Genomic DNA, 21,428 nt, shown 5'->3' on the forward strand with positions numbered 1-21,428 from the left:
GAGCGAATGAACGGGCGGCCGTGGCAACGAGCGCGCAGCATCAAACAGATCACCCGGGGCCTGGGGGCGCTGGATCGGGAATTGTTCGAAGCGATTGCCGACACACCCACCCCGCTGCTCGACACGGTGATGCCGCCGCTGACCCGCGCGGCCGACCATTCCAAGCTGTGGTTCGCGATGGCCGCGGGCCTGCTCGCGTCGACAAGTCAGTCCGCGCAACGGGGCGCGGTGCGCGGGGTGGTGACGCTGGGGGCGGCCAGCTTGTTTACTAACCAGGTGGCCAAGCGGATCCGGCAGCGCCCGCGTCCGCTCTCGGACTCGGTGCCGCTGGCCAGACGAGTCCGACGACGGCCGACATCCAATTCGCTGCCGTCCGGACACTCCGCCAGCGCCGCCGCATTTGCCATCGGCGTAGGCCTGATCGATGTGCGCATCCTCGAGACCGGACGCCGCTTGGCGACCGTCAGGATCCTCACCGCGCTGGCCCTGGGCCGGCTGCAGCGCAGCCCGCTCTACCACGAACTGCAGGTGCCCGAATTCAGCTTCAGCACCGTGGACGCGCCGACCGTGCTTGCTCATGACGGCGAGGTGGGTGAGCAATACGACCAGGCCAGTTTCACCGCGAAGTATCGGGTGCTGGCGGTGTTTCGCCCGGGCCCGGGACGCTAGCCACTCCTTCGGTCAGCTCGCGGACCTGCCCGTAGCGCTGGCGTACGGCGGGTGACGGCTCGCCGGTGTACTCGTCGGTTGCCGGTGGCTGCCACGAGGGTGGCCGAGTCGAGCCGCGCAGCGCCCACGCGGCCTGCCGGGCAGCCCCCAGGGCGACGTACTCCGCGGGGTCCGGAACCAGCACGGGCACACCGAATATCAGCGGCGCGATCTCGCGCAGCGCCTGCGATCGGGCGCCGCCGCCGATCAGCAGGACCCGGCGTGCGACCACGCCGTGTTCGGTGAGCTGCGCCAGGCCGTCAGCCAATGCGCACAGCAGCCCTTCCGCCGCTGCCCGGGCCAGGTGCGCGGGCGTGGCGTTGGCCAGCCGCAGGCCATGTAGTGCGCCAGTTGCCTTGGGACGGTTAGGGGTTCGCTCGCCTTCCAAGTACGGGACAAGAACCAGTCCGGCGCTGCCGGGCGGCGCCGACAGCGCCAGCCGGGACAACTCGTCGTGGTCGACCCGCAACATCGCCGCCGCCGCATCGAGCACCCGGGCACCGTTGAGCGTGCACACCAACGGCAGATAGCGTCCGGTGCCGTCGGCGAACCCGGCAACCAGACCCGCCTCGTCGCGAACCGGATCGGCCGCGACGGCGCACACCACCCCCGAGGTCCCGATCGAGACCATCACGTCGCCTTCGTAGGCGCCCAGGCCCAGCGCCGCGGCGGCGTTGTCGCCCAGGCCCGCGCCGAATGTTTTGCTGCCGCGGGTAGTTCGCGCCGACGGGCCGAGCACCCTGGGCAGGTTGGGGCGGCGGCCGTGCATGGTGAGTTCGAGTAGGTCAAAGCGGTAGCGATCGCTGCCGGCGTCGTAGTAGCCGGTGCCGCTGGCGTCGCTGCGGTCGGTGGTCAGCGTGGCGACATCGGTGTCCCCGCGTAACCGCCACGTCAGCCAGTCATGGGGCAGGCAGACCGCGGCGGTGCGGTCGGCATGTTGCGGTTCGTTGTCGGCGAGCCAGCGCAGCTTGGCCACCGTGACCGCGGCCAACGGCACCAGGCCGACGGCTTGTGCCCACGCCTGTGGGCCACCGAGTTCGTCGATGAGCGCCAGGGCCGCGTCGGCCGAGCGGACGTCGTTCCACAGCAGCGCGGGCCGCACCACCGCTCCGGCCATGTCCAGGCACACCATGCCGTGTTGCTGGGCGCCCACCGCCACCGCCTCGACGTCGTCGAATCCGCCGGCGGCCGCGATCGCTGCTTGCGCGGCGGATTCCCATGCGGCAGGATCGATTTCGGTTCCATCGGGGTGCGCGGCCTGGCCCCTGCGGGCCACCTCACCGGTGTCGGCGTCACATACCAGCACCTTGCAGGACTGGGTGGACGAGTCGATGCCGGCGACGAGGGTCACGTTCGCGCCGCCGATGCCATTCGGACCGCACCGCGTCTAGGTCCTGTCTGCTAATTGCGGACGCGGTGGTAGGTGATGATGGCGGCCAGGGTGGCACCGCCGAGGTAGGTCAGGGCGTATTTGTCGTAGCAGGTGGCGACCGCGCGCCAGTGTTTGAGCCGGTTGAAGCTTCGCTCGACGGTGTTACGGTGCTTGTAAATTCGGCCTGAGAACCCCGGAGGCCGTCCTCTGTTGCGGCCTTTGGCTTTGCGGCGGGTGATCTGGTCGCTGCGCTCGGGGATGGTATGGGCGATCTTGAGCCGGCGCAGCTGTGCCCGCGTCGAGTCATGGGAGTACGCCTTGTCCGCCAGCAGGCGAAACGGGGCGTATGAGTTGCTGCGCCGGGCGGCCAGCAGTGGCCAAAGCATCGGATTATCACCGGCTTGACCGGCCGACAGTGCCAGGGTGACCGGACTGCACAGCTGGTCGGTCAAGGCGTGGATCTTGGTAGTCAGCCCGCCGCGGGAACGCCCAATGGCGTGGTCATCGGGCTCATCGAGATATTTCTTGTAATTCGACAGATCCCCTGTGCGGCGCCCGGGCGCTCCGGCTGCGTGTTGGTGGGCGCGCACACTGGTCGAATCGACCGACAACAGTGCGCCCAGGTCGGCGTCCTCGGCGTCGAGGTCAGAGGCGATCGCCGCGAAGATCCGCGCGTAGATGCCATCGACCGACCAGCGTAGATGCCTCTCGGCCACCGATTGCCAGGGACCGAAATGCTCGGGCAGGTCACACCACGGAGATCCCGTACGGTAACGCCAGATAATGCCCTCCAGAGTACGTCGATGATCGTTCCACGGCCGGCCACGCCGCCGCCCCGCAGGCAACACCGCCACGATCAGCGACCACAAATCATCAGAAATCGCATGCGTCCGCATCACCCAAACAGCATCAGCCAAAACACCATTCACATTAAGCAGACACGCCCTAGTCGTCGGTTCCTTCCATGAAGGCCTTGGCGGCATTCATAACTGCGGGAAGGTCACCTTCCCGAAGCTTCATCACTGGGCTTTCCTCGCCCAGGCGCGGGTTCGCGCCGATGAACCATGCCCGGGCGACATGTTCGTTCTCGGCGCTGCTGAGATGGCCCCACACTCGGTGCGCCATGCGTAGACGCCTTTCAGGTTCTGCGCGGGGCGTGGGGCCATCCGTTGTAGCCCACTTCAAGGGCAGTCCGCGATCACGGACGCCAGCAAGCGTGGCCACTAGGGTGGGGCCAAGGTGGGCATTCAGTTGGCGCACTAGCTCATGGACGTTGAGCAGCGTGGTACGGATGTGTTGGTCACTGGCGAGATCCAAGTCGGGCATTGGGCTGTCACCACTTCTAATTCTTGAGGCCGTGCCTGAGGGGCCTGTTGTCATAGGGGCGTCGGTGTGGGCGTGGTCGTGCGCCATCTGTTGGTTAACGTAGATAAGCTCGGTTTCCCCTCGAAGCTGCGCTGGGGGTTTTTGTCGGAGTCGCACTAGTCTTGAGCATGCAGAATGCTGGAATGATTCCTTTGCGGCTGCAGCAGAAACTCGGGTTGGATCATGTGGTATTGCCCGTCTACTCCTCATGTACGCGAGACTACCATCTAAATTCCTGCCAAATGCAACTATAATTCTGCATTGTACGCTGCGTGTGCTCGGAGTGGCCGGCTCCGCGCGTCCCGACCCAGCGGCGGCAGGTGGCCGCTGTCATCACTGGTGACCGGTGACCGCACAACAGCACCTGCTCGCAGCCATGGAGATTGAGCCGCCAGCGCACGGGCCGCAGGCAGCGGCCTCTGAGCTGGGTCATAGCCTCACACCGCAGCTGCTCACCGAACCTGGCAACAATCTCCGTGAAGGTCGTCGCCACGGGCCTCGAGGGACTGTCACCCTGGTCGCGGGACGACCCCGGCGCGGCGGTCACCGGTCACCCAACGCGCACGCAGCAGCCGCGCGGACCTCATCGTCACAGATGGCGACATATCGCTCGGTGGTCAGGATCGACTCATGCCCCAATAGCGCCTGCACTGCCCGCAGGTTGTGTTATCCGCGGTAGGCGCGGGATGCGAAGCGGTGGCGCAGGGTGTGGGCGGTCCAATGATCCGGCAGTGCCCGGCTCATCAGCTTGCCCACATGCCCCGGGGTCAGGTGTTGCCCCGCCACGTTTGGAAATAACCACCCCGGTTGTGCCTCGCGGATCAACGCGACCAGGTGGTCGCTGATCGGCACTACGCGCTGTTTCCCGCCCTTTCCCTTGACCAACAGCGCACCCCCGTCCATCAAATCGCTGGTGTGCACCTGCGCGATTTCAGCCCGCCGTAGCCCCGCCTCACCGGCCAGCCGCAACATCATCTCGGTGCGCCGGTCGGCCTTCGCCAACGCCGTCCACCAGGCGTCGTCGGTCGCCGGTCGGGGTGGCGATTTGGGGAAACGCACCTTGGGTAGGGAATCTCCGATAAACACGGGTATCCGGTCCAATTCATACAGCCACGTGAAAAACCCTCGCAAGGTTGTTCGGTAGCTCTTCCTGCCCTCCTGAGACAGGTGCTGTTGCCGGCCGAGCCAATTCACGAGCTGCTCGGCGGTGATCTCAGCAGGCGGGCAGCCCACCCCCCGGGCGGCAGTACGCAAGATCGCCTTCCGCAGTCGGATGGTCAACGCGCGTTGCCCGCCGGCGGCCAACGCCAACAAATAGTCGTCGAGATCGCGGCGCCACGATTCGGGCGCCGAGGTGCTCGGTGGCGGCCCGGGGCGCTTGGGCTGAGCCTGTTGAATCATGTAGACCTCGACCACACCGAGCGGGCCGACAGCGAGGGTTACGTCGTGTTCGTCGCGGAGCGTGAACACGACGCCCCGCTGAGTCAGCGCCAGGCCCAGCCGCTGGGCGCGTTTGCGGGCCACCCGCGCCCGGTTGGTGTTGTTCACGGCCGCCCGTCCAGCACGTCAGCGGCATTGAGCAGCTCGGCGGCCAACTGCCGAGCTTGCGCTGGGGTGACGCCGCGGCTGGACGGCTCCACGTAGTGGATCTCCGCGTCGGTGCGCAGTAAGCGTCCGTCCACGATGCGGTCATAAGCGCGGATCCACACATCAGCCCCGACGCCATCGTCATAGTCGGGGAAATAGCGGTACCAGCCACACTCCTGCCCGCCGCCGTACTGCTCGGATAGTCGCTCCCACACCGGCATGGTGCCGGGTGCGCACCACGCGGGTGCCGGAGTGGCCGGGCCGACGTCGGTGGTCGGGCGGGCAAGCCAGCGCAGGCCGGCAGGGCTGAGACCATCGTTGTCGTGGGGTGTGGTGGGCATCGTGGGCTCCATTCCGGTTGGAGCCACGCCGCATTAGTTGCGCAAATCTTGTGCGGACATCCATATGTCCTGTTCACATGGTGCCCCCGGCAGGATTCGAACCTGCGACACCGGCTTTAGGAGAGCCGTGCTCTATCCCCTGAGCTACGGGGGCGGCTTCGCTGAGCTTACCGGGGGCGACTCAGCGCAGCTCGGCGATCACCTTTGCGAAGTTATCCAGGTGATTGTCCTGCACGGTGAACGACGTCACCCCATAGATATCGCGGTAGCCTGCCAAGGTGTCGGCAATTTCGCGCGGTGACCCGCCGAGCACCGAGTGCAGCGCCAGTATCTGTTCGTCGGACAGCTCTGGCGCGTACCGGCGGGTCATCGCCAGGTCGGGCGCGGTTTCGCCTTCGTTGGGCAGGGCGGTGATCGCCAGGTTGAGCTCGAGCGCGTCAAACCGGTCGCCGGCGGCCCGGCGGACAAAGTCCACACGTTCGGCCAGCGGATCGTCTGCCCCGTGGACGTTGGACCCGGTCAGCCCGACGATGTTGGCCTGCTGGGCCGCCAACGTCATCACCCGGTTACCGTTGCCGGCGATCAGGATCGGCACCGTCGGGTGATGCTGCTTCAGGTAGGCCGTCATGTGTTCGAGATAGTCGACGCGGGCTCCGGCGCTGGGGTAGGGCAGCTCGGCGGCATCGAACTCTACCCGGACGTAGCCGGTGCCCAGGCCGAGCTCGAGACGACCTTCGCTGAGCAGATCCAGGGCCTCGGCGTCGCGGCTCAGCAGGGCCGGCTTGTAGAAGGCGGCGTTGAGCACATACATGCTCAACCGCATCTTCGTGGTCACCATCGCGGCGGCGGTCAGGGTGGGAAACGGCGCCGCGGCACCGAGATGATCGGGCACGCAGAGAACGTCGAAACCGAGATCTTCGGCCCGTTTGGCCAGCTCTTGCAGCGCTGCGCGCGATTTGATGAAGCGGACGCTCAACCCGAAGCGAAAATCTTTGGCCACCAACAATCTCCGTTCCACCATCGACACTTACCAAGCACGCGCGGCAGCCACCAGGCCTTGTACCAGGGTGGCGGTGACCGGCGACAAACCGTCGTCCCTGGGCAGGGGGCTGCGGGGGCTGAGCCCTCGCACCCGGATGGACAGTTCCAATTGCGCCCCACCGCCGCGGACCCGGTTGACCGGGTTGTCCGGATGCAGCCCGCGTAGCTCCGCCGGGATGGCGTCCAGATCGGTGACCACCTGGTAACCAGGCAGTTCAAGGTGGCGCGCCAGGTGGTCGGCCAGCTCGCGGTTGCGGCCGCCGGCCAGCAGCTGGGTGCCACGTCCGATGCGGCCGTAGCCGTGCAGTGAGACCGCGACGTCGACGTGGTCGATGAACTCCGCGAGCCGCGGCGACTCGCCGGGGTCGAACCGCGACGATGGCAGGTGGTGGGGGTAGCGGTCGGGATGTCGCAGCACGTACACCGATGAGCCAGCGGCATCGGCGGCTCGCTCGGCGATGACGTCGGTCATCTTCTCCAGGCCGCCGCCGTGGATGGCGAGGAAGCCGAAGCGCGACCGTAGCTGGCTGATCTCGCTCAGGCCGGGCTCGCTCAACAATGCCGAAAGCGATTGTGGCCCAGCGCCGGAAGCCGCCGCGGATACCGGCTGGAGCCAATGCACCGGATCCCAGCGGTGCAGAAAGTCGATCCAGCGTTGCGGTAGTCCGTGATGTAGCGCGCCGTCGATGACGCGATTGAGGTATCCCGGCCGGGGCGGACCCGGGGTGATCCGGTGGTCGATATACACCCAGGCCGTCGTCGGTCCGTCGTGGGTGCGCACGCACAGCAGGTCACGCCGATAGCGGACCGGAACCCCCTCGGCGCTGTCCAGCGTGGCCAGGTCCCGATCGGAGATCTGCCAGAGCACACCGTGCACCTGGCCGCCGGTGAGCGGCTCAACGGTGGCCACCCCGCGCTCGTTGATCAACCAGTCGTGATCGGACAGGACCGCCGGACGCGGGTCGCTCGCGTCGGGGCATCGCGCCGACATCTGCCGTACGCACAGGTTGGAACCGTATGCGAAGTACAGATGCCGGCCGGTGAGCATTTAGCGGGTCACCATCGGCTCGGCAGACTTCGACGCGGTGTTTTTTGACGCAAACCAACTCCCCGCGGGCCAGCACGGACGACGACGCAATCCATCCTGCCGTATTGTCGCCGCGCTCACAGCCCGGGCAGGCACAGCAGCGGGATATAGCCCAGATCCGCCGGGGGCGCGTCGCCTTCATAGACAAATCCGCCGCGATTGGCCTGGAATCGGTAGTCCACCCAATACCAGGTGTGGCAGACGTTCATGTCCCAGTTGACACCGCCCGCCGGCACCGGGTCCCCGGGACACCATTCGTAGGGGCCTCGCGGCGCTTGCGGCACCGGTCCATGGGCTCCGGGCCCAGCGTGTGCGGTGCCCGCGGTCAACCCGAACCCGGCTGCCGCGACACCCCCGGACACCAGCGCGGCGGTGAACATCCGCTTCAGGTTTGCGGTGGTGTTCATGGTGAGCTTCCTCTGTTCATGCCCCGCCTCGCCAGGCGTAGTCGCGGCAAGTACACAAGCTCGGATTCGCTACCGATCCCAACCGGGAAGCCGGGCACCGACGGTTTGCGAGTCCTGGCCCGTCAAGCACCCATTGTTCGCGGTTTGGCGGGTGTCGGGAAGCCGTCAGCCGGTCAGCATCAGATAGATCAGCGCCACGTTGAGCACGCTGATCAGCACCGCCACCCCCCAGCCGATCCAGGTGGTCAAGCGATGGTTGGTGTCGCTACCCATCACCTCGGGATTGCTGGTGAGCCTGACCAGCGGAAGCACCGCGAACGGTATGCCGAAGGACAGCACGACCTGTGAGAGCACCAGGGTGCGGGTCGGGTCCAGGCCCAGCGCCAAGATCGCCACGGCGGGGCACAACGTGACCAAACGCCGCACCGCCATGGGGACCGACCAATGCAGCAATCCCTGCATGATCATGGCGCCCGCGTAGGCGCCCACCGACGTCGACGCCAAACCGGAGGCCAGCAATCCGATCGCGAACAGGACCGCGATGGTCGCGCCCAGCGTGTCGTGCACGGCAGCGTAGGTGCCTTCGATCGAGGCGGTGTCCTCCCGGCCCTGCAAGTTGAGGGCGGCAACCAGCAACATCGCGGCGTTGACCCCGCCCGCGACGATCATTGCCAGACCCACGTCCCAGCGGGTGACGCGCAGCAGCCGGCGCCGGTATGGCCCGGGCTCGGGATGGCCGTGGCGGTCACGGGCCAGGCCCGAGTGCAGATATACCGCGTGCGGCATCACCGTGGCCCCCAGGATCGCGGCGGCCAGCAGCACGCTTTCGGTGCCCTGAAAGTGCGGCACCAGTCCGGTGAACATCGCATCGGGGGGAGGTGTTGCGACGAAGAAGCTGGCCGTGAAGCCGACGGCAATGATCAACAGCAGTCCGGTGATGACTCGCTCGAACAGGAGTTGGCCGCGGCGGTCCTGGATGAGCAGCAGCAGCAGCGAAATCACACCGGTGATGATCCCGCCGATCGGTAGTGGCAGGCCGAACAGGATGCGCAGGGCGATGGCGCCGCCCACGACTTCGGCCACGTCTGTGGCGATTGCGACGATCTCGGCCTGCACCCAATAGGTCAGCCGGGCCGGGCGCCCCATTCGCTTGCCGATTTGTTCCGGCAGCGAATGTCCGGTGACCAGCCCGAGCTTTGCCGACAGGTACTGCACCAGGCCGGCCATGACATTGGCCACCACGATGACCCACAACAGCAGGTAGCCGAACTGGGCGCCGGAGCTGACATTGGCCGCGACATTGCCGGGATCGACGTAGGCGATCGCCGCTACGAAAGCCGGTCCGAGCAGATACCAACTCGTCTTGAACGAGGTCTGAGTGTCTTGCGCTAATTCACCGGACTTCGATCAGCACCACCGAACAACAAAGTGAGGCTAGCCGAAACAACTCGGCGCGCCGCCAGCAGGCCGCTTAGCGGTAATCGGGATTGGCGAAGTCCGGGCGGCACCCGGCGTCCCATTCGGTGCGTTGGTTCCTGTATGCCGGGACACCACCGGCGCGCGCCAACATCTGCGCCAGGTGCATCAAGTTGAAGGTCATAAACGTGGTGTTGCGGTTGGTGAAGTCATTTTGCGGCCCGCCCGAACCGGGGTCGAGATACGACGGACCGGGGCCGGCCTCGCCGATCCAGCCCGCATCGGCCTTCGGGGGGATAGTCTACCCCAGATGCTGCAGGCTGTAAAGCACGCGGCAAGCATCACGAGAAATGCCCGTGAAGCGTCCTCGGTGCATCACGTAAAAATGCCCGCGAAACGGTCGATCCTCAGCAGGCATGGGAAGTGGGCTGTCGATGTCGTCTCGGGCCGAGATCACCGCGAAGTTCGCCAGGGCGTATGTGGGGGCGCCGAAGGCGGACAAGGGGCAGATTCTGGATCAGGTGGTGGCGGTCACCGGCTGGTCGCGTGACAACGCCCGGCGGCGGTTGAGGGCGGCGGCCGCGCCGGCGGGAGCGGGTCGGCAGGTCGCCAAACGGACTCGCCGGCAACGCAATCCGAAGTACTCCTAGGATGCGCTCAAGGTGTTGCAGAAGGTGTGGGCGGCCTCAGGCGGGCAGTGCGGCCGGTACCTGGCCGCTTCCATGGCACTTCAGTTGGATGCTCTAGAACGCCACGGCGAACTGGTGGACGGCCGTGACCGTTACGGCCCGGCGGTGCGTGCCGAGCTGTTGGCGATGAGCAGCGCCACGATCGACCGCTACCTGCGCGGCGCCAAGGCCCGCGACCAGATCTCGGGTGTGTCGACGACGAAACCCTCCCCGCTGCTGCGGTCCTCGATCACCATCTGCAAAGCAGGCGATGAGGCCGAAGAATCTCCGGGGTTCTTCGAAGGCGACACCGTGGCGCACTGCGGCCCGACACTGAAAGGTGAGTTCGCCCGCACGGTCAACCTCACCGACATGCACATCGGCTGGGTGTTCACCCGCACGGTGCGCAACAACGCCCACCCCCACATCCTGGGCGCCCTCAAAACCGGAATTACTAAAATCCCTATAAGGTAACGGGTTTGGACTTCGACAACGGCACCGAATTCCTCAATAAGGCGGTCATCAAGTGGGCCGCGGACATGGAGATCTTCTTCACCCGCTCACGACCCTACAAGAAGAACGACCAGGCCACCATCGAGTCCAAAAACAACCACCTCGTGCGTCGCTACGGGTTCTACTACCGCTACGACACCGACGAAGAACGCGCCGTGCTCAACCGGCTGTGGCACCTGGTCAACGACCGGCTCAACTACCTGACCCCCACCATCAAACCCATCAGCTACGGCTGCAGCCGCGACGGTCACCGCCGCCGGCTCTACGACAAGCCCCAGACCCCTGGACCGGCTGCTGGCCGCCGGAGTCCTCTCAGCGGCCCAACAAACAGAGCTGCTCACCTACCGCAACAGCCTCAACCCCGCCGCGATCGCCCACCAGATCGCCGACCTGCAAGCCGCCCTGCTCAGACTCGCCAAAGACAAGACCGAACAGCTCTACCCCGCCGCCATACCCGCCGCTCTACCCGCCCTCAAAGCCGGCATCCGCATCAAAAGCAAGACCACCAGCTGACCCCGATTTCGCGGGCATTCCTTACCTGATGCATGAACCAGGTTTCGCAGGCATCTTGACTTGATGCATCACGGCACGTTCATCGCGCAGTGCTTGACCTCGTCCTCGTTGCCCGTGAAGAGACAACCGCCCACCCGGCCGTAGTACGCGTACTGTCCGTTCTCGTTGAGCAGGCCTGAGCACGAGTAGAGACGCTCGATCACCAGCTTCATCACCGAACTGTTGTCGCCCAGCCAGATCGGTCCGCACAGCACCAGGATGTTCGCCCGCAGGACCCGCTGATACAGGTCGGGCTACTCGTCGGCCTCCCAGCCGTGTTCGGTCATGTCCGGCCACACGCCGGTCGCGATGTTGTGGTCGATGGCACGGAAGCTGTCCACCTCGACACCGTGCTCGCGCATGATCTGCGAACTACGCGCGATCAGCCCCTCGGTGTGGCTGAGGTCCGGGGAGCGCTTCAGGGTTGTGTTGATGAACAGGGCGCGCAGGCCGTCGAACCGCGGAACCGCAGCACTGTCATCGGAAGTCGCCGTCATGCCAACCTGCCTATCGTTGTCGTCGCAGTCCGGCGTCGGTTGTCGCCGACGGCCGTGATCGTAGTCCAGGCAGGGGTCGATTCCGCGGCTTGGCGCGTTGGGAAAGGCGGGCTAGGGCGTGTCTGCTTAATGTGAATGGTGTTTTGGCTGATGCTGTTTGGGTGATGCGGACGCATGCGATTTCTGATGATTTGTGGTCGCTGATCGTGGCGGTGTTGCCTGCGGGGCGGCGGCGTGGCCGGCCGTGGAACGATCATCGACGTACTCTGGAGGGCATTATCTGGCGTTACCGTACGGGATCTCCGTGGCGTGACCTGCCCGAGCACTTCGGTCCCTGGCAATCGGTGGCCGAGAGGCATCTACGCTGGTCGGTCGATGGCATCTACGCGCGGATCTTCGCGGCGATCGCCTCTGACCTCGACGCCGAGGACGCCGACCTGGGCGCACTGTTGTCGGTCGATTCGACCAGTGTGCGCGCCCACCAACACGCAGCCGGAGCGCCCCGGGCGCCGCACAGGGGGATCTGTCGAATTACAAGAAATATCTCGATGAGCCCGATGACCACGCCATTGGGCGTTCCCGCGGCGGGCTGACTACCAAGATCCACGCCTTGACCGACCAGCTGTGCAGTCCGGTCACCCTGGCACTGTCGGCCGGTCAAGCCGGTGATAATCCGATGCTTTGGCCACTGCTGGCCGCCCGGTGCAGCAACTCATACGCCCCGTTTCGCCTGCTGGCGGACAAGGCGTACTCCTATGACTCGACGCGGGCACAGCTGCGCCGGCTCAAGATCGCCCATACCATCCCCGAGCGCAGCGACCAGATCACCCGCCGCAAAGCCAAAGGCCGCAACAGAGGACGGCCTCCGGGGTTCTCAGGCCGAATTTACAAGCACCGTAACACCGTCGAGCGAAGCTTCAACCGGCTCAAACACTGGCGCGCGGTCGCCACCTGCTACGACAAATACGCCCTGACCTACCTCGGCGGTGTCACCCTGGCCGCCATCATCACCTACCACCGCGTCCGCAATTAGCAGACAGGACCTAGGCGGCCCCTGCCGGCGGTGGGTACAGGCCCTTGCCGGTAACCAGCGGCAGCTCGAGGGTCGTGCGGATGCCGGGCGGGGCGGCCACCACCGCAGGGATCGCGTTGACCACCCGCATCGCGGTGGCGACCAATCCGGCATGGTTGTGGTCGCCGCGGCGGCTGCTCAGGCAGAGGTCCATGGCGTAGGACGGTTCGCCGGTGATCTCGATCCGGTAGGAGCCGCCGGGCTGGGCGGGCTGGGGCCAATCGGGGCACAGATCCTCGCGTAGCCGGGTGACGTGTTCGAGCACCACGACAGGAGCTCCGTCGACCAATCCGAGGACTTCGAAGCGCAGCGCGGCGGCGCTGCCCTGGGGAATGTGACCGGAGGCGATGTCGAAGGCATGCGGGGCGGGTTCGCGCACGTACATCTCATCGACCACGTCGAGGGAAAGGCCAAGACCCGCCGCAAGCTGGCGGACCACCGAACCCCAGGCCAAACTGAGCACCCCGGGCTGTAGCAGCATGGGGATCTCGTCGAGCGGCTTGCCGAATCCCATGACGTCGAACATGACGACGGCGCTGTCGTAGGTGGCGTAGTCGACGATCTCCATGCAGCGGATCTGCTCGATGCTCTGACAGGTACCCGCGAGTGCCATCGGAAGCAGGTCGTTGGCGAAGCCCGGATCGATACCGCTGACATAGAGGCTCGAGTTGCCTTCGCGGGCAGCATCTTTGAGCGGCTTGACGAGTTCGTCGGGCAGTACCTGCCACGGATACTGCAGAAAGACCGGGCCGCTGCCGACGATATTGACGCCGGCCGCCAAGACGCGCCGATAGTCATCGAGTGCCTCGGGCAGCCGGTTGTCGGCCATCGCGTTGTAGACGGCGCACTGCGGCCCGCTGGCCAGTACGGAATCCAGATCGGTGCTGGCCTTCACTCCGGTGGATTCGGCGAAGCCGGCCAGCTCGGCGGCGTCTTTGCCGGCTTTGGCGTCCGATGACACCCACACTCCGGTGAGCTCGAACTCGGGGTTGGTGATGAGCGCACGCAGCGAGTGAAGGCCGACGTTGCCGGTGCCGAGCTGAACGACGGGTATTGCCATGGCTGGTTCCTTAAGGAGTGCGGATTCACAGGTCGGGGACTGGTATGTCGAGGTTCGGATGGGTGAGGCCGCCGTCGACCTCCAATGTCTTGCCGGTCAGGAAACTGCCCGCCGGGGACGCCAAATACACTGCGGCGGAGGCGATGTCGACGGGATCGCCGAGGCGGCGCAGCGGTGTCGCCTGCTCCATCGGTGCGCGCAGTTCGTCGTTGGCGGCCACCACTTCCAGTGCGGAGGTGAGGATGGATCCGGGAGCGATCGCATTGACCCGGATCCGTGGGCACAAGTCCAGTGCGGCCAGCCGCGTGTAGTGCGCCAGGGCGGCTTTTGCGGTGCCGTAGGCGGCGAACCCTCGTCCCGCCACCCGGCCCATGGTCGAGGTGATGTTGATGATGCTGCCGCCGCCGGAGTGCTCGAGCATCAACGGAACCGCCGCGACGGTCAACGCGTGGGCGGTTGCCACGTTGAAGGTGAATGCGTCCTTGAGGTCCTTCGTCGAGGTGGTCAGCAGCGTATTGGGCATCGTTCTGCCGACGTTGTTGACAACGATGTCTAGTCTTCCGAACGCCTCGACGGCCTGCCCGGCCAGCTCCGCGGTGGCCTCCGGATGGGCCAGATCGGCGGCGACGACGTGCGCGCGACGCCCGATTGAGCGGACCGTGTCGGCGACCTCGTCCAGTTGGGACTGCGTTCGGGAGGCGATCACCACATCCGCACCAGCCTCGGCAAAGGCCAGCGCAATAGCCGCACCGAGGCCGCGGCCACCCCCGGTGATAACGGCAACTTGGTCGTCGAGACGGAACCTGTCGAGGATCACTGCGGCCTCGCTTCAATTGTCGACCGAGACGGCAGCAACCCTCGCCGTCTCGGGTGGGGCAGTTTCTGGAACAGGTTCTAGTTTGGCATAGCGGCGTCGAATTGTAACGACCCCCGCGAAGTGGAACCTCCGCGACAACCTCGCCTACCGCAGCCCCGGCCGTGGCTGAAATCGCGACGAAATGCTGCCTGCCCAGGGGCGAGTGTTCAACGTCCTGTAATCGAAGGTTCCCTGTTGCTAATGTAGCCTGCAGGCTGCGAAGAAAGCTGGTTGACGTGTCGCGCCCGAGGGTTGCGGCGGGAGTGTGTTTCATCTCTACCGTTAGGAACTGAATTGAAACTCAACCGAGTTGGCGCCGCGCTGAGTGTCCTGGCCTCGGGCGCTTTGGTTTTATCGGCGTGCGGTAGCGACAACAACGCAAGCGGGGGAAGTTCGCCGGCCGGCCAATCGAGCAACGTGAGCTGCGGGGGGAAGAAGACCCTCAAGGCCAGCGGATCGACCGCCCAGGCCAATGCCATGACCCGCTTCGTCAAAGCCTTCGAGGAAGCCTGCCCAGGACAGACCCTCAACTACACGGGCAACGGCTCCGGCGCCGGTATTAGCGAATTCAAGGGCAACCAAACCGATTTCGGTGGTTCCGATTCACCGCTTAGCAATGATGAGGCGGCGACGGCCGAGCAGCGCTGCGGCGGTTCGCCGGCGTGGAACCTGCCGGTGGTGTTCGGCCCGATCGCCGTCACCTACAACATCAGCGGCGTCAGTCCGCTCAACCTGGACGGCACCACGCTGGCCAAGATCTTCAACGGCACCATCGCCACGTGGAACGATCCCGCGGTCGCCGCGCTCAACTCGGGTACCAGCCTGCCCGACACCCCGATTCACGTGGTGTTCCGCAGCGACGAGTCCGGAACCACCGACAACTTCCAGCGTTACCTTGACGCGGCTTCGGACGGCGCCTGGGGCAAGGGCGCCGGCAAGTCGTTCAAGGGCGGTGTCGGTGAGGGCGCGAAGGGCAACGACGGCACGTCGGCGGCGATCAAGAACACCGAGGGGGCGATCACCTACAACGAATGGTCGTTCGCGCAGGCGCAGCACCTGAACATGGCGAAGGTCATCACCTCTGCCGGCCCGGAACCCGTGGCGATCAGCACCGAATCGGTCGGAAAGACGATCGCCGGCGCTGCGATCTTGGGCCAGGGCAACGACCTGGTGCTGGACACGGTTTCGTTCTACAAGCCCACCAAGCCCGGTTCCTACCCCATCGTGCTCGCGACCTATGAGATCGTGTGCTCGAAGTATCCCGATTCTCAAGTGGGTACCGCGGTGCGGGCGTTCCTGCAGTCCACCATCGGTGCTGGGCAGAATGGCTTGGCGGACAACGGGTATATCCCGATTCCGGACGAGTTCAAGTCAAGGTTGTCGACCGCAGTCAACGCCATCGCCTGATCTGAGGTCGACGTGGTCCAAGGCCGGCCGGCCAAGCCTGAGCTAGCGGCGGTCGACGCGAGTTCATCGCGACGAGCCGACCGGCTGTTCAAGCTCTTCGCGTCCACGGCGGGGATGACCATCGTCGTCTCCATCGCGCTGATCGCGGTATTCCTGTTGATCCGCGCCATCCCGTCGTTGCGCGCGAATCACGCCAATTTCTTCACCAGTTCGGTGTTCGACACCTCCGACGACGAGAAGTTGGCGTTCGGCATCCGCGATCTATTCATGGTCACGATGCTGAGTTCGATCTGCGCACTGGCACTAGCGGTGCCGATTGCCGTGGGAATCGCGGTGTTTCTCACCCAGTACGCGCCCAAGCGGCTCTCGCGTCCGTTCGGCGCGATCGTGGACCTGCTGGCCGCGGTGCCGTCGATCATTTTCGGCTTGTGGGGCATCTTCGTGCTGGCCCCCAAGCTCGAGCCCATCGCCGAATTCCTCAATCGCAACCTGGGATGGCTGTTCTTGTTCAAGAAGGGCAATGTCTCGTTAGCCGGCGGCGGCACGATCTTCACCGCGGGCATCGTGCTCTCGGTGATGATCCTGCCGATCATCACCTCGGTATCGCGCGAGGTGTTCCGCCAGACCCCACAGATTCAGATCGAAGCAGCCCAAGCGCTCGGGGCGACGAAATGGGAAGTGGTGCGGATGACCGTGCTGCCCTTCGGTCGCAGCGGTGTCATTGCGGCGTCGATGCTGGGCCTGGGGCGTGCCCTGGGTGAAACCGTGGCGGTGTTGATCATCCTGCGTTCGGCGGCCAAACCGGGGAACTGGTCACTGTTCGACGGCGGGTACACGTTCGCCTCCAAAATTGCCTCTGCGGCTTCCGAGTTCAGCGAACCGCTGCCGACCGGTGCCTATATTTCCGCGGGGTTCGCGTTGTTCGTCCTGACCTTCGTGGTCAACGCCCTCGCCCGCGCCGTCGCCGGCGGGAAGGTCAACGGATGACCACCAACGCGCTCGATCAGCCGGTCAAAGTGGTGGTGTTTCGGCCACTGAGCCTGGTGCGGCGGATCAAGAACAGCGTGGCGACGGTGCTGTTTTTCGCCTCGTTCGCCGTCGCGTTGGTGCCGCTGGTGTGGCTGCTGTGGGTGGTGATCGAACGCGGCTGGTACGCCGTCGTCCAGCCGGACTGGTGGACGCACTCCCTTCGCGGGGTGTTGCCCGAGGAGTTTGCCGGCGGCGTCTATCACGCGTTGTACGGAACATTGGTGCAGGCCGGAATCGCGGCCCTGCTGGCCGTACCGCTGGGCTTGATGACAGCGATCTATCTGGTCGAATACGGCTCGGGACGATTGGCCCGGCTGACCACGTTCATGGTCGACGTGCTCGCCGGGGTGCCCTCCATCGTGGCGGCGCTGTTCATCTTCAGCCTGTGGATCGCCACCCTGGGATTCCAGCAGAGCGCCCTGGCGGTGTCGTTGGCATTGGTTCTGCTGATGCTGCCGGTAGTGGTGCGCTCCACCGAGGAGATGCTCAGGCTGGTGCCCGACGAACTGCGCGAGGCCAGCTTCGCGTTGGGCGTACCCAAGTGGAAGACGATCGTGCGCATCGTCGTCCCGATCGCCATGCCCGGCATCGTGTCCGGTGTGCTGTTGTCGGTGGCGCGTGTCATCGGCGAAACCGCACCGGTGCTGGTGTTGGTCGGCTACAGCCGTTCGATCAACTTCGACGTGCTGCACGGCAACATGGCGTCCTTGCCGCTGCTGATCTACACCGAGCTCACCAACCCCGAGCATGCCGGTTTCTTGCGCGTGTGGGGAGCGGCGCTGACGTTGATCATCATCGTGGCCGCGATCAACCTCATCGCCGGGGGGATCCGGTTCCTGGCCACCCGAAGGCGATAGCCCCCGCTCAGGATCCTTGGGCCAGTTTCAGCACCCTGCCGTTACCGCGATCGGCGACGTAGACGTTGCCCTTCTTGTCCACCGCGACCGACAGGGGGGTGTTGAGGCCGGTGAAGGGTAACTCGGTGGAGGTGGTGGCCCCTGCCGCCAGCTTGGCCACCGCATTGTTGTCGTGTTCGGTGACGTAGACATTGGCGGCGCTGTCCACGGTGATTCCCCACGGCGCGGTCAGGTTGGAGAACGGCAACACCGACTGGTTGCTGGTGCCGGCGTCGAGCTGCAGCACCCGGTTGTTGTCGGTGTCGGTGACGTAGACGTTGCCGTCGCTGTCCACTGCCACCCCGTCGGGGTTCTTGAGCCCGTTGAACGGCAGCACGACCTGGCTGGTGGAGCCGGCCGGCATCTTCACCACCCGGTTGTTGCCCCGGTCAGCGACGTACACATTGCCCTGGGCGTCCACGGCGATTCCCTCGGGGTAATTGAGGCCGTTGAACGGCAGTTCAACCTGGTTGTTCGACCCGGCGGCCAGGGCCACCACCCGGTTGTTGAAGTCGGTGACGTAGATCTTGCCGGAGGTGTCCACGGCCACGCCCTGGGGTTCGTAGAGTCCGTTGAACGGCTTCACCGTCGGCGTGCTGGATCCCGCGGGCAAGGCCACCACCCGGCCGTACATGGTCTGGTTGGTGACATACACGGTGCCGTTGGCGTCCACGGCAACCCCGCCGGGGGCGAAGCGGAAGTTGAGACCGGTAAACGGCAGCACTACTTGCCCTCGCGGCTCGGTTGAGCCTTTGGGTTTGGCGAGCACGAATGCGGTGGCGCCGGCGACGACGAGCAGCACCGCCACCACGGCGGCGCCGATTATCCAGTTCTTCCGGCTCTTTTTCGGGCTTGCCGGCGGCGCGGTGGCCGGCTGACTGGCCGGCGGTGTCGCGCTCGGACTGGATCCGGTGCCGACGGCGGGCCGGATCCCGGACTGGCTGGGCCAGCTTGTGCCGGTGATGACGGGCGCGGCCTGCGTGCGCTGGTCGGATACGTCTGGGCGGGAGCGCCATCCGGTGGTGCTTGCCGGCACCGGCCGAGCCACCGTCTCATCGCCCGTCGGATATTGCGGCGGCGGCGCAACGGGCTGCGGCGCCGGTGGCTGGGCGCCCGATCCGCTGTAGTTGGTCCAGCTTCCTCCCGCGCCAGGGTCAACGGCTGGAGTCATGAGGGCCATGTTGTCGCCCTGACGCAGGATGGTTGCTTCCTGGCGCTGTTCGGGGGTGGTGAGCGCCTCGTGCGCAGCGATGGCCAGGTCCCCGGCGCTCATGTAGCGCTCGTCGGGATTCTTGGCCATGCCTTTGGCGATCACCTCATCCAACGCGGCTGGAACCCGTCCGGGACGGAGCTGACTGGGCCGCGGGGGAGGTTCCATCAGGTGCGCGGCAATCAATCGCTCCACGCTGTCTGCGCGATAGGGCGGTGCACCGGTCAAACATTCCCCCAGCACGCACGCCAGCGCATAGATGTCGGCACGGTAGGTGACGTCGTTGCCGGTGAATCGTTCCGGGGCCATGTAGTTGTAGGTCCCCACGGCCATCCCGCCCTGGGTCAGTCCGGGATCGGCGGCGGCCCTGGCGATACCGAAATCCACCAGATACGCGAAGTCATTGTCGGCGACCAGAATGTTCTCCGGCTTCACGTCGCGGTGGGTGACGCCGTTGGAATGCGCGGCGTCCAGCGCCGCGGCGATCTGGCGCACAATGGCCACCGCCCGGGCCGGGGTCAGTGGGCCGAACTGCGTCAGCATGGCGCGCAGCGAGACACCGTCGATCAGTCTCATCTCCACGAAGAACTGGTCGTCGATCTCGCCGTAGTCGTGGATCGGCACGATGTGGGGCTCGGTCAGCCGTCCCGCGGTGTCGGCTTCGCGTTGCATCCGCGCGCGAAACGTGGGATTGCCGGAGTACTGCGTCGAAATCAGCTTGAGCGCCACCACCCGGCGTTTGCGGGTGTCTTCGGCTTCGTAGACCTCGCCCATGCCGCCACGGCCGATCAACCGCACCAACTCGTAGGGCCCAAAGCGCGACCCAACCCGTGAACCCGGCCCGGTCTCGCTCACGGTCAACGCTCCCTTCGCGTGGGCGCCCATTCCACCGGGGCCGACCCTACATATTCACGCTACCGACGCCCGTGATGCTGGTGCGCCGAAACCGGTGGTTAACACACGGTAAATCGTCGGAGAGTGAGCAGACAACAAAAACCGGTTACTCACAGCGATTTCTGTATCCTGAGACGAAGATGTGAGCGGACCGATTCGTGCGCGAGAGAGCCCCGCAACGGGCCCGAAACGGCCCGAAGGGGGCTGAGCCAGTAGCGCTGAGGCCGGTGAAACTAGATCGGACTCTTGAGGATTCGAATGGTCCGCGGCGCAGGAGACGGTTACGCGATGGCGTTGACCACCGGGATCAATTTCGAGCGAAACGACTCCGGAAGCGGGATGTATCCGTACTCATCCAAACCAACCTGGCCGTCACCAATTGTCGCTTGCATGAAGGCTTTAACGGCGGTGCCGGTCGGCGCGTCCGGGTACTTCGAGCAGACGATCTCGTAGGTCACCAGCACTATCGGATAGGCGCCGTCCTGGGTGGGCCGGTAGAACGACGAGGTGTCCACCACCAGGTCGTTGCCCTTCCCCTTGAAGGTGGCTCCGGCGATCGTCTTGCCCACCGACTCGGCGGTGATGGTCACCGGCTCCGGGCCCGCTGACGTGATGATCTGGGCCATGTTCAATTGATGGCCCACCGCGTGCGACCATTCGTTGTAGGTGATCGATCCGTCGGTTCGCTTCAGCGCCTGCGACGTGCCGTCATTGCCGGCAGCACCCTCGCCGACGCCACCGTTGAAGGTCTGGCCGGCCCCCTTGCCCCACGCTCCGTCCGACGCCGCGTCGAGATACTGCTGGAAGTTGGCCGTGGTTCCGGACTGGTCGCTGCGAAAGACCACGTGGATGGGCGTCGGCGGCAGGTTGATGCTGGTGTTGAGCGCCTTGATCGCCGGATCGTCCCACTTGGCGATGGTGCCGTTGAAGATCTTGGCCAGCGTCGGGCCGTCCAGGCTCAGTGCGCTCACGCCTTTGAGGTTGTAGGTGACCGCAATCGGACCGAACACGACCGGCAGGTCCCAGGCTTCCGATCCGCAACGCTCGGAGGCCTTCTGGGGCTCGTTCTTCGCCGGGTTCATCGGCGTGTCCGACCCCGCGAAGTCGGTCTGATTCCCCAGGAACAGCTTCATTCCGGCGCCGGATCCATTTGCGTTGTAGTCCAGCGTGTGGCCCGGGCAGGCATGGATGTAGGCGTAGACGAACTGTTCCATTGCATTCTTTTGTGCGGTGGAGCCCGCAGCCAGCAGCTTCTTCTTACCGCCGCAATCCACCGGCACCAATGGCGTGCTGGATCCGGTCGACGACGAGGTATTGCTGGAATGGCCTCCGCATGCCGACAACGCCAATGTGCTGGCGAGCAGCAGGCTGAGCACGACGCCAGATCGGTTGGACTTCACGCAAAAACTCCTCTCGGCGGCACGACGAGCATATGTGAACAAGTCGGGCG

At 65.4% G+C, this 21,428-nt stretch carries 18 protein-coding genes, 1 tRNA gene and 5 pseudogenes; 8 read left to right on the forward strand and 16 right to left on the reverse strand.

Annotation, left to right across the window (positions count from 1 at the left end):
* The first annotated feature begins 6 nt into the window (after nucleotides 1–6).
* On the forward strand, nucleotides 7–669 hold the full coding sequence (locus tag G6N41_RS08855; protein WP_198967154.1) for a phosphatase PAP2 family protein: 663 nt from the start codon (nucleotides 7–9) through the stop codon (nucleotides 667–669).
* On the opposite strand, the gene G6N41_RS08860 is transcribed toward G6N41_RS08855, so the two are convergent.
* The 11 genes and pseudogenes from G6N41_RS08860 to G6N41_RS08910 all read right to left on the reverse strand — a co-directional run.
* Nucleotides 617–2,059, reverse strand: coding sequence for a xylulokinase (locus G6N41_RS08860; protein WP_198967155.1), 1,443 nt, complete (start codon nucleotides 2,057–2,059; stop codon nucleotides 617–619). The two genes, G6N41_RS08855 and G6N41_RS08860, sit on opposite strands and share 53 nt — an antisense overlap.
* A 50-nt stretch (nucleotides 2,060–2,109) precedes the next feature.
* On the reverse strand, nucleotides 2,110–2,979 hold the full coding sequence (locus G6N41_RS08865) for an IS5 family transposase (RefSeq protein ID WP_407663794.1): 870 nt from the start codon (nucleotides 2,977–2,979) through the stop codon (nucleotides 2,110–2,112).
* Between the two features lie 46 nt (nucleotides 2,980–3,025).
* Entirely contained in the window at nucleotides 3,026–3,406 is a 381-nt protein-coding gene (locus tag G6N41_RS08870; RefSeq protein WP_198967156.1) for a hypothetical protein, read from the reverse strand.
* Nucleotides 3,407–3,988: 582 nt separating this feature from the next.
* Nucleotides 3,989–4,846, reverse strand: a pseudogene (locus tag G6N41_RS08875) (tyrosine-type recombinase/integrase).
* A gap of 143 nt (nucleotides 4,847–4,989) precedes the next feature.
* Nucleotides 4,990–5,373, reverse strand: a complete 384-nt coding sequence (locus tag G6N41_RS08880) for a hypothetical protein (RefSeq protein WP_198967157.1) — start codon at nucleotides 5,371–5,373, stop codon at nucleotides 4,990–4,992.
* A 78-nt stretch (nucleotides 5,374–5,451) separates the two neighbouring features.
* Nucleotides 5,452–5,527, reverse strand: a tRNA-Arg gene (locus G6N41_RS08885).
* Between the two features lie 27 nt (nucleotides 5,528–5,554).
* Nucleotides 5,555–6,379, reverse strand: a complete 825-nt coding sequence (locus G6N41_RS08890) for an LLM class F420-dependent oxidoreductase (protein ID WP_198967790.1) — start codon at nucleotides 6,377–6,379, stop codon at nucleotides 5,555–5,557.
* A gap of 21 nt (nucleotides 6,380–6,400) precedes the next feature.
* Nucleotides 6,401–7,462 (reverse strand): poly-gamma-glutamate hydrolase family protein, encoded by a 1,062-nt coding sequence (locus G6N41_RS08895; protein WP_198967158.1) that lies wholly within the window; start codon nucleotides 7,460–7,462, stop codon nucleotides 6,401–6,403.
* Between the two features lie 116 nt (nucleotides 7,463–7,578).
* Nucleotides 7,579–7,908, reverse strand: coding sequence for a hypothetical protein (locus tag G6N41_RS08900; RefSeq protein WP_198967159.1), 330 nt, complete (start codon nucleotides 7,906–7,908; stop codon nucleotides 7,579–7,581).
* 165 nt (nucleotides 7,909–8,073) lie between these two features.
* Nucleotides 8,074–9,315, reverse strand: a pseudogene (locus tag G6N41_RS08905) (Nramp family divalent metal transporter); the annotation flags it as partial.
* A 64-nt stretch (nucleotides 9,316–9,379) separates the two neighbouring features.
* A pseudogene (locus G6N41_RS08910) lies at nucleotides 9,380–9,664 on the reverse strand (flavodoxin family protein); the annotation flags it as partial.
* A gap of 94 nt (nucleotides 9,665–9,758) precedes the next feature.
* On the opposite strand from G6N41_RS08910, the gene G6N41_RS08915 reads away from it, so the two are divergent.
* The 3 genes from G6N41_RS08915 (at nucleotide 9,759) to G6N41_RS28285 (ending at nucleotide 11,047) form a co-directional block, all read left to right on the forward strand.
* Entirely contained in the window at nucleotides 9,759–9,974 is a 216-nt protein-coding gene (locus G6N41_RS08915) for a hypothetical protein (protein WP_198968097.1), read from the forward strand.
* Between the two features lie 72 nt (nucleotides 9,975–10,046).
* Nucleotides 10,047–10,466 carry a hypothetical protein gene (locus tag G6N41_RS08920; protein ID WP_198913147.1) on the forward strand — a complete coding sequence of 140 codons (420 nt, stop codon included), beginning with the start codon at nucleotides 10,047–10,049 and terminating at the stop codon, nucleotides 10,464–10,466.
* Nucleotides 10,467–10,471: 5 nt separating this feature from the next.
* Nucleotides 10,472–11,047: a hypothetical protein gene (locus G6N41_RS28285; RefSeq protein WP_231608839.1), complete on the forward strand. Its 576-nt coding sequence runs from the start codon at nucleotides 10,472–10,474 to the stop codon at nucleotides 11,045–11,047.
* 45 nt (nucleotides 11,048–11,092) lie between these two features.
* Here the strand turns inward: G6N41_RS28285 and G6N41_RS08930 are convergent.
* Nucleotides 11,093–11,554, reverse strand: a pseudogene (locus G6N41_RS08930) (flavodoxin family protein); the annotation flags it as partial.
* Nucleotides 11,555–11,715: 161 nt separating this feature from the next.
* Between G6N41_RS08930 and G6N41_RS08935 the strand changes: the two are divergent.
* Nucleotides 11,716–12,587, forward strand: a pseudogene (locus G6N41_RS08935) (IS5 family transposase).
* Between the two features lie 10 nt (nucleotides 12,588–12,597).
* Here G6N41_RS08935 and G6N41_RS08940 read toward each other — a convergent pair.
* Together G6N41_RS08940 and G6N41_RS08945 are read right to left on the reverse strand one after the other, a co-directional pair.
* Nucleotides 12,598–13,686, reverse strand: coding sequence for an NAD(P)H-dependent amine dehydrogenase family protein (locus tag G6N41_RS08940; protein ID WP_198967160.1), 1,089 nt, complete (start codon nucleotides 13,684–13,686; stop codon nucleotides 12,598–12,600).
* Nucleotides 13,687–13,711: 25 nt separating this feature from the next.
* Nucleotides 13,712–14,503 carry an SDR family oxidoreductase gene (locus G6N41_RS08945; protein WP_198967161.1) on the reverse strand — a complete coding sequence of 264 codons (792 nt, stop codon included), beginning with the start codon at nucleotides 14,501–14,503 and terminating at the stop codon, nucleotides 13,712–13,714.
* A 333-nt stretch (nucleotides 14,504–14,836) separates the two neighbouring features.
* Between G6N41_RS08945 and pstS (G6N41_RS08950) the strand changes: the two genes are divergently transcribed.
* Genes pstS (G6N41_RS08950) through pstA form a run of 3 tightly spaced genes read left to right on the forward strand, consistent with a single transcriptional unit; the run spans nucleotide 14,837 to nucleotide 17,835 of the window.
* The gene (gene pstS, locus G6N41_RS08950; RefSeq protein ID WP_198967162.1) at nucleotides 14,837–15,949 is read left to right on the forward strand and encodes a phosphate ABC transporter substrate-binding protein PstS; all 1,113 of its coding nucleotides are present in this window, start codon (nucleotides 14,837–14,839) and stop codon (nucleotides 15,947–15,949) included.
* 12 nt (nucleotides 15,950–15,961) lie between these two features.
* The gene (gene pstC / locus G6N41_RS08955; protein WP_012396127.1) at nucleotides 15,962–16,936 is read left to right on the forward strand and encodes a phosphate ABC transporter permease subunit PstC; all 975 of its coding nucleotides are present in this window, start codon (nucleotides 15,962–15,964) and stop codon (nucleotides 16,934–16,936) included.
* Nucleotides 16,933–17,835 (forward strand): phosphate ABC transporter permease PstA, encoded by a 903-nt coding sequence (gene pstA / locus G6N41_RS08960; RefSeq protein WP_012396126.1) that lies wholly within the window; start codon nucleotides 16,933–16,935, stop codon nucleotides 17,833–17,835. The genes pstC and pstA overlap by 4 nt, the downstream gene beginning before the upstream one ends.
* A 7-nt stretch (nucleotides 17,836–17,842) precedes the next feature.
* Here the strand turns inward: pstA and G6N41_RS08965 are convergent, their stop codons facing one another.
* Together G6N41_RS08965 and pstS (G6N41_RS08970) are read right to left on the reverse strand one after the other, a co-directional pair.
* On the reverse strand, nucleotides 17,843–19,939 hold the full coding sequence (locus tag G6N41_RS08965; protein WP_198967163.1) for a serine/threonine-protein kinase PknD: 2,097 nt from the start codon (nucleotides 19,937–19,939) through the stop codon (nucleotides 17,843–17,845).
* 320 nt (nucleotides 19,940–20,259) lie between these two features.
* Entirely contained in the window at nucleotides 20,260–21,378 is a 1,119-nt protein-coding gene (gene pstS, locus G6N41_RS08970) for a phosphate ABC transporter substrate-binding protein PstS (protein WP_198967164.1), read from the reverse strand.
* Between the last annotated feature and the right edge of the window lie 50 nt (nucleotides 21,379–21,428).

The organism is Mycobacterium shottsii (assembly GCF_010728525.1).
In the GTDB taxonomy this organism is placed as follows: Bacteria; Actinomycetota; Actinomycetes; order Mycobacteriales; family Mycobacteriaceae; genus Mycobacterium; species Mycobacterium marinum.